14 protein-coding genes are annotated in these 17,499 nt (G+C 42.2%); 12 read left to right on the top strand and 2 right to left on the bottom strand.

The features are described from left to right. The first annotated feature begins 70 nt into the window (after positions 1–70). The 10 genes from EI162_RS00990 to EI162_RS00945 all read left to right on the top strand — a co-directional run bounded on the left by EI162_RS00990 (position 71) and on the right by EI162_RS00945 (position 11,922). Entirely contained in the window at positions 71–2,632 is a 2,562-nt protein-coding gene (locus tag EI162_RS00990; RefSeq protein ID WP_192522565.1) for a capsular polysaccharide biosynthesis protein, read from the top strand. 178 nt (positions 2,633–2,810) lie between these two features. Next, the gene (locus tag EI162_RS00985; protein WP_225736879.1) at positions 2,811–4,043 is read left to right on the top strand and encodes a capsule biosynthesis protein; all 1,233 of its coding nucleotides are present in this window, start codon (positions 2,811–2,813) and stop codon (positions 4,041–4,043) included. 368 nt (positions 4,044–4,411) lie between these two features. After that, positions 4,412–6,211, top strand: a complete 1,800-nt coding sequence (lepA, locus tag EI162_RS00980) for a translation elongation factor 4 (RefSeq protein WP_192522563.1) — start codon at positions 4,412–4,414, stop codon at positions 6,209–6,211. A 102-nt stretch (positions 6,212–6,313) separates the two neighbouring features. Then, positions 6,314–7,216: a signal peptidase I gene (gene lepB / locus EI162_RS00975; RefSeq protein ID WP_192522562.1), complete on the top strand. Its 903-nt coding sequence runs from the start codon at positions 6,314–6,316 to the stop codon at positions 7,214–7,216. A 206-nt stretch (positions 7,217–7,422) separates the two neighbouring features. Continuing rightward, a complete protein-coding gene (locus EI162_RS00970) occupies positions 7,423–7,815 on the top strand; it encodes a DUF4845 domain-containing protein (protein ID WP_225735183.1) in 393 nt (130 codons plus the stop codon). Positions 7,816–8,054: 239 nt separating this feature from the next. Then, positions 8,055–8,852, top strand: coding sequence for a ribonuclease III (gene rnc / locus EI162_RS00965; protein ID WP_192522561.1), 798 nt, complete (start codon positions 8,055–8,057; stop codon positions 8,850–8,852). 159 nt (positions 8,853–9,011) lie between these two features. Further along, the gene (era, locus tag EI162_RS00960) at positions 9,012–10,124 is read left to right on the top strand and encodes a GTPase Era (RefSeq protein ID WP_192522560.1); all 1,113 of its coding nucleotides are present in this window, start codon (positions 9,012–9,014) and stop codon (positions 10,122–10,124) included. A gap of 69 nt (positions 10,125–10,193) precedes the next feature. Beyond that, positions 10,194–10,994 (top strand): DNA repair protein RecO, encoded by an 801-nt coding sequence (gene recO / locus EI162_RS00955; RefSeq protein WP_192522559.1) that lies wholly within the window; start codon positions 10,194–10,196, stop codon positions 10,992–10,994. Beyond that, the gene (locus tag EI162_RS00950) at positions 10,967–11,146 is read left to right on the top strand and encodes a hypothetical protein (RefSeq protein WP_192522558.1); all 180 of its coding nucleotides are present in this window, start codon (positions 10,967–10,969) and stop codon (positions 11,144–11,146) included. Before recO ends, EI162_RS00950 begins: the two co-directional genes overlap by 28 nt. Next, the gene (locus EI162_RS00945) at positions 11,143–11,922 is read left to right on the top strand and encodes a pyridoxine 5'-phosphate synthase (protein WP_192522557.1); all 780 of its coding nucleotides are present in this window, start codon (positions 11,143–11,145) and stop codon (positions 11,920–11,922) included. The genes EI162_RS00950 and EI162_RS00945 overlap by 4 nt, the downstream gene beginning before the upstream one ends. Positions 11,923–12,117: 195 nt before the next feature. Here the strand turns inward: EI162_RS00945 and EI162_RS00940 are convergent, their stop codons facing one another. Beyond that, complete coding sequence (locus EI162_RS00940; protein ID WP_318779282.1) at positions 12,118–12,672, bottom strand: GspH/FimT family pseudopilin; 555 nt, start codon at positions 12,670–12,672, stop codon at positions 12,118–12,120. Positions 12,673–13,346: 674 nt separating this feature from the next. Here EI162_RS00940 and EI162_RS00935 point away from each other — a divergent pair. Further along, complete coding sequence (locus EI162_RS00935; RefSeq protein WP_192522555.1) at positions 13,347–14,654, top strand: OmpA family protein; 1,308 nt, start codon at positions 13,347–13,349, stop codon at positions 14,652–14,654. A 356-nt stretch (positions 14,655–15,010) separates the two neighbouring features. Beyond that, positions 15,011–16,861: a translational GTPase TypA gene (gene typA / locus EI162_RS00930; protein WP_192522554.1), complete on the top strand. Its 1,851-nt coding sequence runs from the start codon at positions 15,011–15,013 to the stop codon at positions 16,859–16,861. Between the two features lie 142 nt (positions 16,862–17,003). On the opposite strand, the gene EI162_RS00925 is transcribed toward typA, so the two are convergent. After that, positions 17,004–17,456: a hypothetical protein gene (locus EI162_RS00925; protein ID WP_192522553.1), complete on the bottom strand. Its 453-nt coding sequence runs from the start codon at positions 17,454–17,456 to the stop codon at positions 17,004–17,006. Between the last annotated feature and the right edge of the window lie 43 nt (positions 17,457–17,499).

Below are 17,499 nucleotides of genomic sequence, written 5' to 3'. Positions count from 1 at the left end.
GTTATTTAATAGCGACATAAAACATCATCTGTATAGATTGATGCAAAAGTAATGGATAAAGGGGGCAAAGATGGCAAAAAGTGTTCAAGGTGACGGTAAAATACCAGTAGTATCGCCCTATGATAATGCACTATTTTTGCCATCAGTCCCGCGTACCTCACCAAAACAACTGGCGGTCATTGGTAAAGGGATGCGTCGTAACAATGTGCTGCTATCTCAGGTTTTGCAAGCAGATATTCAGCGCTGGTATCCCTGGTCAGGATTACAACGTCGTCTCATTAATCATAAAAACCTGTTGTTACCATTATCTAAATTACCGCTATCTGACTTTGTTCAACAGCAATTTTCTTGTTTATCAAAACAGCAACCCGATGCTTTTATCGGTTGGGGGCATAAAAAAAGTTATCAAAGAGCCAGTAAGTTTGCTACGCGGCAAAATCTGGCCACATTGAGTGTTGAAGATGGTTTTCTACGTTCATTAGATTCAGGTATTGGTAGCCGTCATGGTGTAAGCGTCGTCGTCGATGATATCGGCATCTACTTTGATTTGGCACAAAGCTCACGCCTTGAGCAACTGATTATTGAGCGCACTAAAAGCATCGCCAAACCTGAAGAGCGTTCTCTAAACAAAAAACATGCTCAACGACTGATGGCGCGTATTTGTGATGAAAAGCTTAGTAAATATAACGCAGTAATGGATTGCCCGTCGTTAGATAAATTGGTTAATCAGGGCAATGTTAATACCGAAAAAAAACCGCTAAAATCACACATTTTATTGATTGATCAGGTCGCAGGTGATGCCTCTATTACAGGCGCTGGTGCTGAAAAACGTCAGTTTAAGCGGATGTTAAAAGCCGCTTGCCGCAATCATCCTAATGCTCATATTTGGATAAAAGCACATCCTGCATCAAAATCAGGATATCTGACCAGTCTAAAACTACCCAAGAACGTCCGTCTCTTAACCCAAGCACTCAACCCCATCGTGTTGCTAGCGCAAGTCGAGCATGTTTATACGGTTAGCTCGCATATGGGCTTTGAAGCCTTGATGCTCGGTAAAAAAGTACATTGTTTCGGGGTCAATTGGTATAGTGGCTGGGGGCTTACTGACGACAGCGGGGCGCCACAACGCTTACTAAAAACGGTTGAGAAACGCCGTCAAGCATCTGCTAATACATTTTTACAGGCCAGAGAAACAACAAACCAAGCGTTATTTCCTAGCGTTTTGGATAGTAAGGTTAAGACTACGTTAGAGGCGTTGTTTTATAGTGCTTATCTGGATTATAGCTGCTATGTGGATCCAGCCACCAAGCAGGCTTGTGATATTGACACGGCGATTGAGTGGTTGGTTACTAATCGATACTGGCAAGCGCGCCTTGAGCATCATTTAACGGTATACGAGTTTAGCCGCTGGAAACTGCCATTCGTTAAAGCCTTTGTAGACTTTCCACGTACGACATTATTTATCAAACCTAAGCCACGGCTAAAAAACTTGCTACACCCCGATCATTTTCGGGCCAATTATCAGCAGCCCTTATTAGTCTGGGGTTTGACCAAGCGTCAGCAAGTACAACAGAAATTACAGAATAAACGTGGTGAGCAACGCTCAGATATCCCAGCTATCTACTGTATGGAAGACGGCTTTATTCGCTCAAATGGTTTGGGTGCGACGTTATTAGCGCCATTGTCGGTGGTGATCGACAAGCAAGGTATTTATTATGATGCCACCCAGCCCTCAGGTTTAGAAACGCTACTGCGTCAGTGTGAGTCATTGACGCCATCTCAAAGCGCACGAGTGCAGATACTGCAAGATAAACTGCTTACTCAGCGGGTCAGTAAATACAATGTCGGGGCCAATGTCGACAGCAAACATACCTCTTGGATGCAAGAAGCAAAGGCATCTGGCAAACACCGTATTCTAATTATTGGTCAAGTAGAAGATGATTTATCGGTGCAGTACTGTGGTTCGACGATTAAGACCAATAGTGGCTTGATTGAGCGTGTATGCCAAGATAATCCTGATGCTTATCTAATTTATAAACCGCACCCTGATGTTGAAGCAGGATTAAGGGCGGGTAAAGTCGCAGCCGCAGGATTACGTCAGGTACAAGCGGTCGCTTATGATACCGCGATGCCTGATTGTTTAGAATGCGTCGATGCAGTACATACGATCAGTTCATTGACAGGCTTTGAAGCATTGCTCCGTGGTCTAAAAGTGACGTGTTATGGTTTGCCGTTTTATGCAGGTTGGGGCTTAACAACGGATATTGATAAGCAGTTATCACCAAAATCTGATTATCTAAAGAGACGTAAGCGAGAAACAACATTGACGCTTGAGCAATTACTGCATTGCGCGCTTATCCGCTATCCGTTATATCGTTTGCCTACTGGTTATGGACTGGCACAAGTAGAGCAAGTCATTGATTATTTATATCCGCCTGAAAACTCATTCTCTCTCAGAAATACTAAAAATGGCGAGGCTTCATCTGAAATATCTAGCAATACCAATAACTTAATTAAGCCTTCAGTATCAGCCTTATCAAATTTACCCACGCAGTTTAAACGCCAAGTGACTACTCGTTTTATGCAACAGCGTCATCGGTGGCAGCAGCGTCTACGCAAACGATCTCGTTGATTTTACCTAAATTTCCCCGTAACTTATTCTAGAGCCATAGCGAAAATCCATTGCGACAAGCAGGGGGTTTTTCGGTATAATTACTGGTAATATCCGTATATTCACGCGGTTTAATAACCTCGCGTATCTCTAGCTCATATCTTTCAATTAATGGTAATTTAATACTATGGCAGCTTCGATGTCTCACCTGCTCACTCATCGACACGTCTTGCTATTACAAGGAAAGATGGGCGGATTCTTTAACCGTTTTTCGACATTTTTACAAACTCAGGATATTAAAGTTAGTAAGATTAACTTTAATGCGGGCGATGCGTTTTTTTATCACCAAGATAATACCTATGCCTATACGGGCACGTTGGCACAGTTCACTGCTTGGTTGCAGGTTTTTATCAAAGAACAAGGTATCGATGCTATTGTTTGCTTCGGTGATTGTCGTCCGCACCACACCCAAGCTGCGTGTGTCAGCGAGGCGTTAGAGACGTCTTTCTTTGTCTTTGAAGAAGGCTACTTACGCCCTGACTATATTACCTTACAGCAATATGGCATTAATGGTTATTCACGCTTAAATACAGCGGATATCAAAGCACTTAAAAAAGCCAACGATAAACCCTTATATACACACAATAGATTCTATCGTTTGAGTATCGCTGCTATTGTTTATTATATTATCGCTTGGCTTTATAAAAGTCGCTATCCACACTATTCTCATTACCGAGGTATGACCGCGTGGCAAGAGGCAATCGCTTGGCTAAAAGCGCCATGGCGCAAGCTGCGTGGTTATTTACCCGATATGCGGTTGCAACACCGGCTGACCAAACAAGAGAGCGACAATTACTTTTTGATTAGCCTACAAGTGCACAATGACTCACAGATTACGCATCATAGTGATTACCGTGACGTGGTGCAGTTTATTGATGAGTCTATCGCCAGCTTTGCCAGTTATGCCGAGCAAAAGCAGTTGCTAGTATTTAAGCATCATCCGCTAGATCGTGGTCATCGAGACTATCGTGAGCTGGTATCTAGTTTGGCGGCGCGCTATCAAGTGTCGGAGCGTGTTTTTTATGGTTGTGACATGCACCTGCCAACCCTAATGAAGCATAGTATTGGGATGGTAACGATAAATAGCACGACAGGGCTGCAGTCGGTCTATCATAAAAAACCAACCAAGGTCATGGGTCGCGCGATTTACGATACGCCGAAGCTGACCGATCAAAAGTCGCTCAACGATTTTTGGCAACAGCCTAAAGCCCCAGACAATGAATTTTATCTGCGCTTTCGTGAGTATTTGATAGAACAAACCCAGTTAAATGGTTCTTTTTATGGTCGGTCGCCGTGGATATATAAATATCTGAATCAAGTAGAAGACCAGCGTATAGAGGTTGAGCTTTCTGAAACCAATACACCTCAGTAATATATCTGTCATTAGTTTTGAGTATGACTAGAGTGTTACTATCGGTATTTTTAAAATGAGGACGAGCCCTAGAACTTTCATAATGGGCTCGTTTTTTTATCTATACGGTTTATCCGCTGGTAATTTCGCCTATAAATCATTTCTCTATTACTAAAATCGCCTTACTTTATAGTGGAAAACTGCTAGAATACTCCTTCATACCTGCGCGCAAGAGTTTGTATCCTAAGCGATTGACTCGAGACGATACTGTTAATCAATAATCTGATTTTAACCGTCTTCTTTTCAACGCTGGTCACTGATTTTATTGCGTGTGCCTGACAGTATTCTTTTTATTATTATTCTATCACCTTTAATTTAGTAGGCGCTTTGTGACTGCATTAGCCAATATTCGTAACTTTTCAATCATTGCCCACATTGATCATGGCAAGTCGACGCTTGCGGATCGTTTTATTCAGATGTGCGGTGCCTTGCAAGATCGCGAGATGCAGGCGCAAGTACTCGACTCCATGGATATCGAGCGTGAGCGCGGTATCACGATTAAAGCACAATCGGTCACCTTGTTTTATGACCATCCAAATGGTGAGCGTTATCAGCTTAACTTTATTGATACGCCTGGTCACGTCGATTTCTCTTATGAAGTTTCACGTTCGCTCGCTGCTTGCGAAGGTGCGCTTTTGGTCGTTGATGCAGCACAAGGGGTTGAGGCGCAGTCAGTGGCCAACTGCTATACCGCCGTTGACCTAGGCTTAGAAGTGATGGCGGTACTGAATAAGATTGATTTGCCGCAAGTTGAGCCTGAGCGTGTGATTCAAGAGATTGAAGACATTATCGGTATTGAAGCGATTGACGCGCCGCGTGTCTCAGCAAAATCAGGGCTGGGCGTCGATAAGCTGTTAGAGGCCTTGGTTGAAGTTATCCCAGCGCCAACAGGTGATCGTGATGCGCCGCTCCAAGCGCTCATCATTGACTCGTGGTTTGACAGTTATTTAGGGGTGGTTTCCTTAGTGCGCGTCCGTGAAGGGACGGTCAAAAAAGGCGATAAGATTTATATCAAATCGACCAAAGAGTCTCATCCAGTCACTTCTATTGGCGTGTTCACACCTAAGCCGTTAGATACAGGTATTCTAGAGGCGGGTGAGGTTGGCTTTATTATTGCCGGTATTAAAGATATTGCTGGCGCGCCAGTTGGTGATACGATTACGCTTGCCAAAACACCTGATGTTGATCGTATTCCTGGTTTTAAGCAAATTACCCCGCAGGTTTATTCGGGTATGTTCCCCGTTGACGCCAATGATTTTGAAAAATTCCGTGAAGCGCTGCAAAAGTTACAGATTAACGATGCTTCGTTATTCTTTGAGCCCGATACCTCTGATGCGCTAGGATTTGGTTTCCGTTGTGGGTTCTTAGGAATGCTGCACATGGAGATTATCCAAGAGCGTTTAGAGCGCGAATATGATTTGGATTTAATCACCACGGCGCCCTCGGTCATCTATGAGATTGAAAAGAAAGATGGCGAAGTGATTTATGTGGATAACCCATCAAGATTGCCTGAGCCTAACAATATCGAAGAATTCCGCGAGCCGATTGCTCGCTGCCAGATTTTGGTGCCACAAGACTACTTGGGTAACGTGATGACGCTATGTATCGAGCGTCGCGGTGTACAGGTTGATATGCGCTTTATGGGCAAGCAAGTGCAGCTGATATTTGATATTCCGATGGGTGAGGTGGTCATGGATTTCTTTGACCGTCTAAAGTCGGTGTCTCGCGGATTTGCCTCACTGGATTATAACTTTGAGCGTTATCAAGCTGATAAATTGGTCAAGGTAGACGTGCTGATTAATGGTGACAAAGTTGATGCGTTAGCGATGATCGTGCACCAAGACCAAGCGCGTTATCGTGGTAATCAGCTAGTGATCAAGATGAAAGAATTGATTCCGCGTCAGATGTTTGACGTGGCGATTCAGGCGGCAATTGGCAGTCAAATTATTGGCCGCAGCACAGTGAAAGCCATGCGTAAAGATGTACTGGCCAAATGTTATGGTGGTGACGTCTCACGTAAGAAAAAACTATTGTCTAAGCAAAAAGCGGGCAAGAAACGTATGAAGCAAGTGGGTAACGTAGAAATCCCTCAAGAGGCGTTCTTAGCCGTGTTACAAGTTGATAGCTAATAGCACAATCTCTCTTATTTGATTTTGCATATAATACGTCAAATGTAGTTGGTCTTATCATTCAAGTAATGAGATGAGCCGCTCGTTAATAGGCAATTTGGTATGGATTTTGATTTCAATTTAATTTTAGTGCCGTTGACCATAGGTTTGGGTATTGTTTGGTTATTAGATAAGTTAACGCTCAAACAGCGTCAAACCCGTGGGCGCGGTAAAGAAAGCTTGTTGGTACGCTGGGCTTACGATTTTTTTCCTGTATTGGCAGTGGTATTGATAGTGCGCTCGTTTTTGATTGAGCCTTTTAATATTCCCTCATCCTCTATGGTGCCGACTTTATATACAGGCGATTTTATCGCAGTGAATAAATACGCCTACGGAGTGCGACTACCGCTGACTTACAATAAAGTGTTGGATACGGGTGAGCCTGACCACGGTGATGTAGCCGTGTTCCGTTACCCTGAAAATCCTAGCATTTATTATATCAAGCGCGTTATCGGTTTGCCTGGTGATACTGTTAGCTATGACCAAGGGGTACTTGCAGTCAATGATGTTGCCGTTGACACTAAAGCTATCGATTTTGCGGCAAATGCTGAGTTGACTTCGCAGCTGTATCTACCGGGGCAAGTTGGTCCAGGACAAGTATTAACAGAAGAAAGTGCCGCGGCGATGGGTGAGCAAGAGGAAGGTGAGGCGCAGTATTTTCAAGAAACTCAAGGTGAGAATAAACACCTTGTTCGCTACTTAAATGGCATGAACAGCTCGCAATACGCGCCATTTTTGCAGCAGCAATCACCAGAAGTGGTTAGCTCAGAAGGTACTGAATGGCGTATCGATGTGCCAGAAGGTCAGTATTTTGTGATGGGTGATAACCGTGATCGTAGTGCTGATGGCAGGTTTTGGGGTTTTGTACCTGATGAAAACCTAGCGGGTAAGGCGGTTTATATCTGGATGCATAAGCCACCAGGGCTTAATTTACCGAGCTTCAAGCGCAATGGTAGTATTGATTAATGGCATAAGTGATTAATGTTATAAGTGATTGAGATTGTAAAAGATAAATTTATGAGTGCTCTATTGGTTGGTTTATCGATAATAGTTTTGTGCTAGTATTATTGCTATCTAATAAATGACTACCCAGCAGCTAGATATTTATTAAAACAGCTATCTGTTAAAAAATATCTAGCAAAATAGCAATTTACCCGTAGAGGAACATCATAATGCAGCACCTATCTGGATTGTCTACGCAGCGCGGTGCTAGTGTGACGAGCATTGTGTTAATCATTATCGCTTTGGGCATTGCTGCCAAACTGGTGGTCGCGATTGTACCCGCTCAGATTGGTGATTATCAATTGACTAAAACGTTAAGCGCACAGCTTCAAGAATCGAACAATAATAAAGAGACTGCAAAGCAATTCGTTGAGCGTGTCAACAGACAGCTATCTATTAATGCTGATTATGATACTCAGGCAGAGGACGTATTTACATTTACTGATAAAAAAACAGGACAGCTGGCTATTTATAAAGAATACGCAGTGACCAAGAATTTTTTTAATAATGTTGATATCATTAATCGCTTCGAAGGGGCGATTGATATGGACACGATAGATTAGCTTAAGAGTCTATTAAAGCACTCATAAAACAGCTTTAAAATTTGAATTTTTCTATAAAACCAATTGATGAATATGGTTATTAACGACTATAGTCTGTTTAAAGTAATTTGGATACAAAGAAGGCGAGTGCAAGCACTACAAATAGTAGACTGAGTGAGCCTGACGCCGTATTCGATTTTATATGGAATTGACGATATTAACCAAATCAGTAAAACAGAAGGGATAACCATAAGCCACGCATGAAACCAACTTCGCAGAACGCCCAAGCGCTTCCTACTACCCCAAAAAACAGCATGTCTGGCGACACGCTTGTTGTTAGCTCAGAGTTTATTCAGCGGTTAGCTATTTTGACGCGTAAGTTAGGCTATGTGTTTAATAACTTAAGCTTGCCAAAGCTGGCACTCACTCATCGCTCGTTTGATAGCAAAAAAAACTACGAGCGTCTAGAGTTTTTAGGGGATGCATTATTGGGGATGATTGTCGGTGAGGCACTATACCATCGTTATCCTACCCAAAATGAAGGCCGCTTGACTCGGATGCGGGCAACTTTGGTCAGGCAAGAGTCGTTGGTTATCATTGCCCAAAACTTAGAGCTTTCTAATCATCTTATCTTAGGGATAGGTGAGCGCAAGAGCGGTGGTCGTAATCGTGCGTCTATATTGGCGGATGCGGTAGAGTCTCTGATTGGCGCTATCTATTTAGACAGCCAAGATATGGACATTACTCGCGATTGCGTTCTCTCTTGGTATGGCAGTTTGATTGATAACGTCAATGATCAAAAAGCTCTAAAAGATGCCAAGAGTCGCTTGCAAGAATGGCTACAGTCTAAGCAGTTTGACTTGCCTCATTATGAGCTGATGGAAACCCGAGGTAACGCCCCGCATCAAATCTTTGTTGTACGTTGTCATGTTAATATCAATAACTGTGCTGATATTACTGAATCTGGCGAAAGCCGCCGTATCGCTGAACAAAAAGCCGCTGAGCTGATGATCAATCAATTGCATAAACTCCCAAATTCAGCTAAAAAGCGCACATAACGGATATGTAGCTAGGCGCAAAACATGATTCTAGTCTGACAACCTATTTTAAGACCTCAATATTTTCCAGCCAATAACGGTGCCGATTTTTTAGTGTTGATACAATCAATGCCTTATTAATCACCGTTTGACTGGTTATAAACCCTACAGGATTACCCTATGAGCAATCGTACTGATTTGCCATCCAATAATGAAGATAATGCCGACGATATGACCGAAAACACAGAATTGAATCCAAACCAAGGTAATAAAGATACCACTAATGATGATATAACGCATTCAGAAGATATTACATCAGAAAACGATACGGCCATTGAAGATTTTTTTGCCCCTAGTAGCCATGGGCATGTTGCTGATGATTTTAAGGCAGGTTATGTGGCCATCGTTGGGCGTCCAAACGTCGGCAAATCAACCTTGATGAATCACTTATTGGGTCAAAAACTATCTATCACTTCACGTAAGCCACAAACCACTCGCCATCGTATTCATGGTATTTTATCAAACCATGAAATGCAGGCTGTGTTTGTAGATACTCCAGGTATTCACCGTAATGAAGTGCGTGCTATCAATGAGCGCATGAACAAAGCCGCAGTATCTGCCTTAGTAGATGTTGATTTGGTATTATTCGTCGTTGACTCAGATCAGTGGCGTGACGATGATTTGTTGACCCTGCAGAAACTCGGCGAGACAAATTTGACCGTGGTATTGGTCATTAATAAAGCGGATACTTTAAAAGATAAGGGCAGCGTGTTGCCGCTTATTGAAACCTTTAGTGATAGTTTCGATTTTGCTGATATTGTACCTGTCTCCGCATTAAAAAGTCAGAACCTAGACCGTCTACAAGAAGTGATTGCCTCACATCTACCAGTTGCCGCACCTATCTATGATACTGAGCAAATCACCGACCGCTCAGAGCGTTTCTTAGCCAGCGAAATTATCCGTGAAAAAATCATGCGTAGCGCAGGCGATGAAGTACCGTATGATTTAACGGTACAGATTGACGAGTTCAAAGATGAGCCTGCGCATACCGATCCAAAAACAGGTCGTCCACGTAAGGCTTGTACCTTTATTGATGCCACTATTTATGTCGAGCGTAGTGGCCAAAAAGCCATTGTTATCGGTGATAAAGGTCAACGTATCAAGCAAGTTGGTATGGATGCTCGTAAAGATATGGAGCAGCTCTTTGATAAAAAAATCATGCTGACACTATGGGTAAAAGTGAAGCGCGGTTGGTCTGATGACGAGCGTGCGTTAACCAGTTTAGGGTATTAATCGCAAAGTAGCGCTTTAATCACTTTTTTATGTGCTCGATACTGATGCTTAATGTTGAGGTAATAACACATGCGTAATGAAGCGTTAGTCGGTTATCTATTGCATCAGCGCCCCTATCAAGAAAAGCGCGCCTTATATTATCTTTTTTCTCAGCAACATGGGGTGATACACGGTATTGGGAAAAAAGGCGCGCCCTTATTTATGCCATTGCAACTCTTCGCCACTGGTAAACGTGATTTAAAGACTTTTAGTCAAATTAATATTGCCTCACAAAATATTATTGAGACAGGCGCCGCAAAAGACGCTGCTACTTTGCTACAGCCAGTGCCTTATCTAGAGTCAGCTCCTTACGAAAACATCACGGGCCAACATCAATACTCGGCATTGTATTTAAATGAAATACTGTGGCGTCTCCTACCTACTGAAGACCCGATGCCAGTATTGTGGCAGCATTATAAAGAAAGTCTGATTCAGCTTAGACAGCCTTTAAGCGCCAATCAATTGCGTCTGTGTTTGCGCCAGTTTGAACAGCACTTATTTAGCGAGTTGGGTTTTACCTTAGCGCTAGCTCATGACAGTATGCAGGATGGCATTGAAGCTGATTGTGTGTATCGTTTTTTACCTGATGTGGGTTTGGTTGCTGTCTCTATGCCTACTTCTCAGAATAATATGCCGTCTGAGCATGTAGAAAGTGCTACTGGACAAAGCCTTTTTGTAGGTGCGGATATTATTGAGATGGCAAAATTGGGTATTGCTGAAACCACACTGAATAATTGGTCAAGGATTCATCGGCAGCTGATAGACCATCTACTTGATTATCAACCATTACAAAGTCGTCTGTTATGGCAGCAGCAACAGCGCTATCAATAATAGAATTGTTATTTGCTAATAGCTTCACTATAGTTGAGCTACTTCAAAAAAGACAAATTATAGTTATAGTTGATTCACTTTTAAAAGAATATAGTGCTGCTGGGATGCTTGTTTTTAAATATAGGTTTTGTTATCAAAAGGATTTATTATGACCACCTCTTCATTCGCTTCATCTAAAAATACTTCTCAAACCCCTTTGTTAGGCGTGAATATTGATCACGTGGCAACTTTACGTCAAGCACGTGGGGTGATTTATCCCAGTCCGTTAGAGGCCGCTTTATTGTGCGAGCGTGCAGGTGCCGATGGTATCACTATCCATTTGCGTGAGGACCGTCGTCATATTCAAGACTCAGATGTCTATGAGATAGCAGGGCAGTTGACGACTAGAATGAATCTAGAGATGGCAGCGACGACTGAGATGCTAGTGATTGCCTGCGAAGTTAAACCATTTTGGGTATGTTTAGTCCCCGAAAAACGCGCAGAGCTAACGACAGAAGGTGGGCTTGATGTCGCAGGACAAGTTGCTTGGCTGACCGATTATATTAGCAAGTTACAGGCTGCAGGCATTAAGGTCTCTTTATTTATTGATCCAGAAGACAAGCAGGTTTCTGCGGCCATAGATTGCGGTGCTGATGCCATTGAACTGCATACGGGTGCTTACGCTGAAGCAGGTTTAGCGGACAATAGAGCGGCACAAGGTGCCGAGCTAAAACGCATCAAACATGCGATTGCTACTGCGCAACGTACCAATAGCGAACTTTTGATTAATGCAGGACATGGCTTAACCCGTGATAATGTCAATGCTATTGCACAGATTGAAGGCATTTATGAGTTAAACATTGGCCACGCACTCATTGCCGATGCTGTATTCGTAGGGTTAGAGCAGGCGGTTATTATGATGAAAGAAGCGATGCACAAAAAACCTTAAGCTATGTTTTATACATTCTATACAGCCCCTAAATTAAGATACATTTTCTTTGACGCGTGACGGGTATTAATTTTTCTTGCTTGCGGTGTCTACGCTGACAGAGGCTGCAAAAAATTAATACCAGTCGCACGGTATCTTTTTTACATCGAACTGACGATATTTTAAGCATTCGGGCAGGCCTTATTACTCGTCGCATTATTTATTACACTCGGTAGGGTGGTCTTCATTAAGTTTCTGTTTAATAATGCCTGTCTGGTTGAATGAGATTTGATACATGGCTTGACTATAAGTAGCGATCGGGCAGTATTTGATATGGCCAAAATGCCCTCGAGGTGTGCCACTATTACCCCAAAACTTAGTGTAATGACGCTCGTTTCCTACTCGCAATTTCAGCTTGCCGTATTTTAAGTTTAAAGTTTGCTGGCTCAGCAAAAAATCTACCTGAGCATCAAAGTGATTATTACCATTACTGTCTATAAATAATAAAAGTATTTTATCACTGTCTCTATCGCAACGACCAGCAGCATTAGATAGACAAACCAACACGTTTTGGCGTCTAATAAGACTTTCTGCTTTTGCTAAACGTAGAGCGCTTTCTAGTTGGTTTTTGATGCGCTTAGCTTCCATACTTGCTAACTGATTTAGAATTGCCGGAGTAGCGATACTTGCTATGATGGCCAATACAGCGACAGTAACTATGAGTTCAACCAACGTAAAACCTTGTCTGCCTCTATGCCCAAGAGTCCTTATCTGTATTCTTTTTTCTTTCCTAGAGTTAGGTGTCCTAAGCCATTGGAAGTAGAACCAAAAACCATAAACACTCGATCTACTACTGTTCGCGAACTCATTCCTAACCAAAGTTAGGGTGAATAAAGAAAATTTAGATAGCCTTTCATAACTTAACAATATCTTATAAAGAAGTGTCATGAGGTCTTATTGCCTATGATGAGTAAGTTGGCTAGCGACAGATAAATTGTAACAACAGTTATCTTTGTAATGTATGAAATAATGTTGACTGATACAATATAAACAGAATATATGTCTACTGTCAAAAAATGTTTCAATTAGTGAATGACAGGTTTTAGTAATAGAGAAAAATGTCTAAATGTATTAAAATATGTCCAGACAGTAGGTATTGCTCGGCTGACTATCTATTGTGAACTGACATACAAAAGATAAAAATCGTAAGGTGTGTTAGTTCTAGGTAACTTAAGCGGATTATTGTGTTTTAGTTACGACAGTATCGTGTAATAATGTGTAGCTCGTTAACGAAAAAAGTTGTAAACTGAATTGATAATCGCTAAGCTACTCCTTAATTGGTTTTGCTTTGTCACTTACAAATTCGTAAAAGATGTCTATTTTAGAACATCTTGAGAAGCGGTTTTGCTTAATGCATCACTAAAATTATCCTTTGGAGGAAGTCCATGAAATTGAATAAAATTGCTCTAGCTATTGTTGCTGTAGCGGCTGCACCTTTAGCAGCTAATGCTGGTGTAACTATCAGCCCATTATTACTAGGTTATCATTACACTGGTGAAGCTCATGATGATCAACGTGATCTTCTTGCTACTGGTAAAAACCTTTATGAAAACGCCAATGGCGATGTTATCGGTGATGGTACTCGTGGTAACAACAATGGTGGCGTAGCCAAAGAAAGTAGCCTATATACTGGTGCTGCATTAGGTATCGAGCTAACTCCTTCTACTCAGTTTCAAGTAGAGTACGGTGTATCTAGCGCGAATGGCGAAGCTTCTGAAGATTCTGCTGATGCAGGCGTTAACCGCTTTGACGTCGAACAAACCATGATTTCTGGTAACTTCTTGATCGGTACGGAAGAATTCACTGGTTATACTGATAACGCATTCAAACCATATGTATTGGTTGGTGCTGGTCAGTCTAAAATCAAAGTAGAGAACCAAGAATCATATAAAACCACGGGTGCGTTACAAGGCATTCCAGCTGGTACTGAAATAGCTGCTGGTACTGAAGTATCAGAAACAACCGATACTATCGGTAACCTAGGTTTAGGTGCTATGTATCGCATCAACGACGCGCTAAGCCTACGTGGTGAAGCTCGTGCGATTCATAACTTCGATAACAACTGGTGGGAAGGCATGGCGTTGGCCGGCCTAGAAGTTGTACTTGGTGGTCATTTAGCGCCTACGGTAGCTGTACCACCAGTTGCAGAGCCAATGGTTGATGATACGCCAGTAGTGGTTGTGGAATCTGATCTTGATTCTGACGGTGATGGCGTACCTGATAGCATCGATGCATGCCCAGGCACTCCTATGAACGTTGTAGTTGATGAGCGCGGTTGCCCAGTACCAGTAGATATTACTGATGAGCTGAAAATGGAACTACGTGTATTCTTTGATAACGATAAATCAGCTATCAAAAACCAATACAAACCAGAAATCGCTAAAGTAGCAGAGAAGATGCGTGAGTATCCAAACTCTACAGCACGTGTAGAAGGTCATGCTTCTAAAACTGGTCCTTCAGCACGTTATAACCAACGCCTATCTGAAGCTCGTGCCGTTGCTGTTAAATCTATGCTAACTAATGAATTCGGTATCGCTCCAAACCGTCTATCAACTGTTGGTTATGGTTATGACAACCCAATCGCGCCAAACGATACTGAAGAAGGTCGCGCTATGAACCGTCGTGTTTATGCCATCATCACTGGTGACAAAACAATGACTGTTGAACAAACTAAAGATATGGTTGTTGAGTAAATAACCGCTCATTAGTTATAATTTTAAATATATAGTTACAAAAAAAGCTGCCCATTGGGTGGCTTTTTTTTATTTATGTATTGAGAAAGGTGAGTTATTGCATAAATTTATCAAGCAATAATGTTATACTAGCTGCCCAAACATTCTGTAAATTGACAGAATGTACATTAGCATAGCTATCTGTATGATGAATTTATCAGCGTAGATGTTTGATTATACTGAAAATAATTAAACGACAGCACCTATTGTGTAGTCGCCTAAAAGTAAGTATTTAATATCTACCTGATTGAAGATAAAAGTTTATCCAGCGGTGCTTAATGCTACTGCATTTTCTTAAGACGAAACGAGCATTTTATATGGCGAACGATATCAAACACCTGCGTAACATTGCAATTATTGCCCACGTTGACCACGGTAAAACAACTTTGGTTGATAAATTATTACATCAATCTGGTACTTTTGACGACCGTGCAAACATTGCTGAACGTGCGATGGATTCAGGTGATATTGAGCAAGAGCGTGGTATTACTATTTTGGCTAAAAACACAGCCATCCGCTGGACAGATACTACTGACGAAACTGAATACCGTATCAACATTGTCGACACTCCAGGTCACGCCGACTTTGGTGGTGAGGTTGAACGTGTTATGTCAATGGTTGACTGCGTACTACTAGTAGTAGACGGTGTTGATGGTCCAATGCCTCAAACTCGTTTCGTGACTCAGAAAGCGTTCGAGCAAGGTCTAAAGCCGATTGTTGTTATTAACAAAATTGACCGTCCAGGTTCACGCCCTGATTGGGTAATGGATCAAATCTTTGATCTGTTTGACAATCTAGGTGCAACCGACGAGCAACTAGATTTCCCCGTTGTTTATGCCTCAGCATTGAACGGCATTGCAGGTTTAGAAGCTGATAATTTAGCGGATGATATGACACCGCTTTTCAAAACTATCGTTGATGTGGTTCAGCCTCCGCAAGTTGATGCTGATGCTCCATTCCGTATGCAAATCTCTAGCCTTGACTACAATAGCTTTGTGGGCGTGATTGGTATCGGTCGTATCCAGCGTGGTAAAGTTAAAACCAATACTCAAGTGACGGTCGTTGATAAGAACGGCAATACTCGTAATGGTCGTATTTTAAAAATTATGGGCTATCACGGTTTAGATCGTATCGACGTAGAGGATGCACAAGCAGGTGATATCATCTGTATTACTGGTATTGATTCTCTTAATATCTCTGATACTATTTGTGATCCCAATCATGTTGAAGCATTGCCAGCGCTAACGGTTGATGAACCAACAGTATCTATGAACTTTCAAGTGAATAACTCACCTTTTGCTGGTCGTGATGGTAAGTTTGTGACCTCGCGTAACATTCGTGAGCGTCTTGAGCGTGAATTGATTCACAACGTGGCATTACGTGTAGAAGACACTGAGTCTCCAGATAAATTTAAAGTATCGGGTCGTGGTGAGCTTCATCTATCTGTACTTATCGAAAACATGCGCCGTGAAGGCTTTGAGATGGGTGTTTCAGGCCCAGAAGTTATCGTTAAAGAAATTGACGGTAAACTACAAGAACCGTATGAAAATGTCGTCTTCGATATTGAAGATGAGCATCAAGGTTCTATCATGGAGCAGGTTGGTCTACGTAAAGGTGAGATGACCAATATGGAGCTTGATGGTAAAGGTCGTATGCGTATTGAAGCGACTATACCAGCCCGTGGTTTGATTGGCTTCCGCTCTGAGTTCCTAACATTGACTTCAGGTACGGGTATCATGACCTCAAGTTTCTCACATTATGGCCCACAGAAAATTGGTGACGTTGGCGGCCGAACCAATGGTGTATTGGTTTCTATGGCAAAAGGTGTTTGCCTAGGCTTTGCACTGTTTAACTTACAGAAGCGCGGTAAGTTATTTGCTGAACCACAGCTCGAAGTATACGAAGGTATGATCGTCGGTCTTAACTCACGTAACGACGACATGGCGGTTAACCCAACAACGGCTAAGCAGCTAACCAACGTCCGTGCTAGTGGTACGGATGAAGCGTTAACGCTGACTCCAGCAGTTAAGTTCACGCTTGAGCAAGCACTTGAATTTATTCAAGATGATGAGTTGGTTGAAGTAACGCCAAAAGCAATTCGTCTACGTAAGCGTTATTTGACTGAAAGTGAGCGTAAGCGTCATGGTCGTGGTAAGAAAGGTGCTTAATAGTTTGGTTTAACCAAATTAAAGCAATAAAAAAGGCTAACGCAAAGTTAGCCTTTTTTATTGTCGATTGATAAGTTTTTGTCTTTAATAGATGTATGTTACTTAATTTTTCTAAATATCACACCTATGGAGTGAGTAACGTTTAAGGTGTGACGACCACATAGTCGTTGGTATTGATCAAAATCTCCGAGGGTTGGTCGACGACAATGCGCACTACATTATTATCAACAACTTGAGATTTATAATAGTTATCTTCAGCAACGGTACAACCTAAGCAGCGGCCCATTGCGTCCCAAGGTTCAACGAACAGCTTTTGCTGAGCTTGATCTGCATTACCACCGATCAGTGAAAAGGGCAAACTAACGATATAAGCTGCAGTACCCGCAACGGCGCTGACCAGTTGTAAAGGCTTACCAACCACGGTATCAACCACCATCGTGTCGTAAGAAGGTCCAAAAGCTTCATCAATCTCTATCGCTGCCAAGGCAGGCTGCATGCTAGCAGCCATCAAACCTAAGCTTACGGCAACAGTAAAAACACTTTGTTTAACTGTGCTTTGCTTAACTGTACGTTGGTTCTTGGCTTTAACAGTCATAACGGTATCCTAAAATTCATAATTGGTATGATTACTGGCTGTT

Origin of the sequence: Psychrobacter sp. FME6 (assembly GCF_014861365.1) — a bacterium.
Taxonomy (GTDB): Bacteria; Pseudomonadota; Gammaproteobacteria; order Pseudomonadales; family Moraxellaceae; genus Psychrobacter.
Note: the sequence above shows the minus strand (reverse complement) of the source record. Positions and strands in the feature narration are given on the sequence as shown.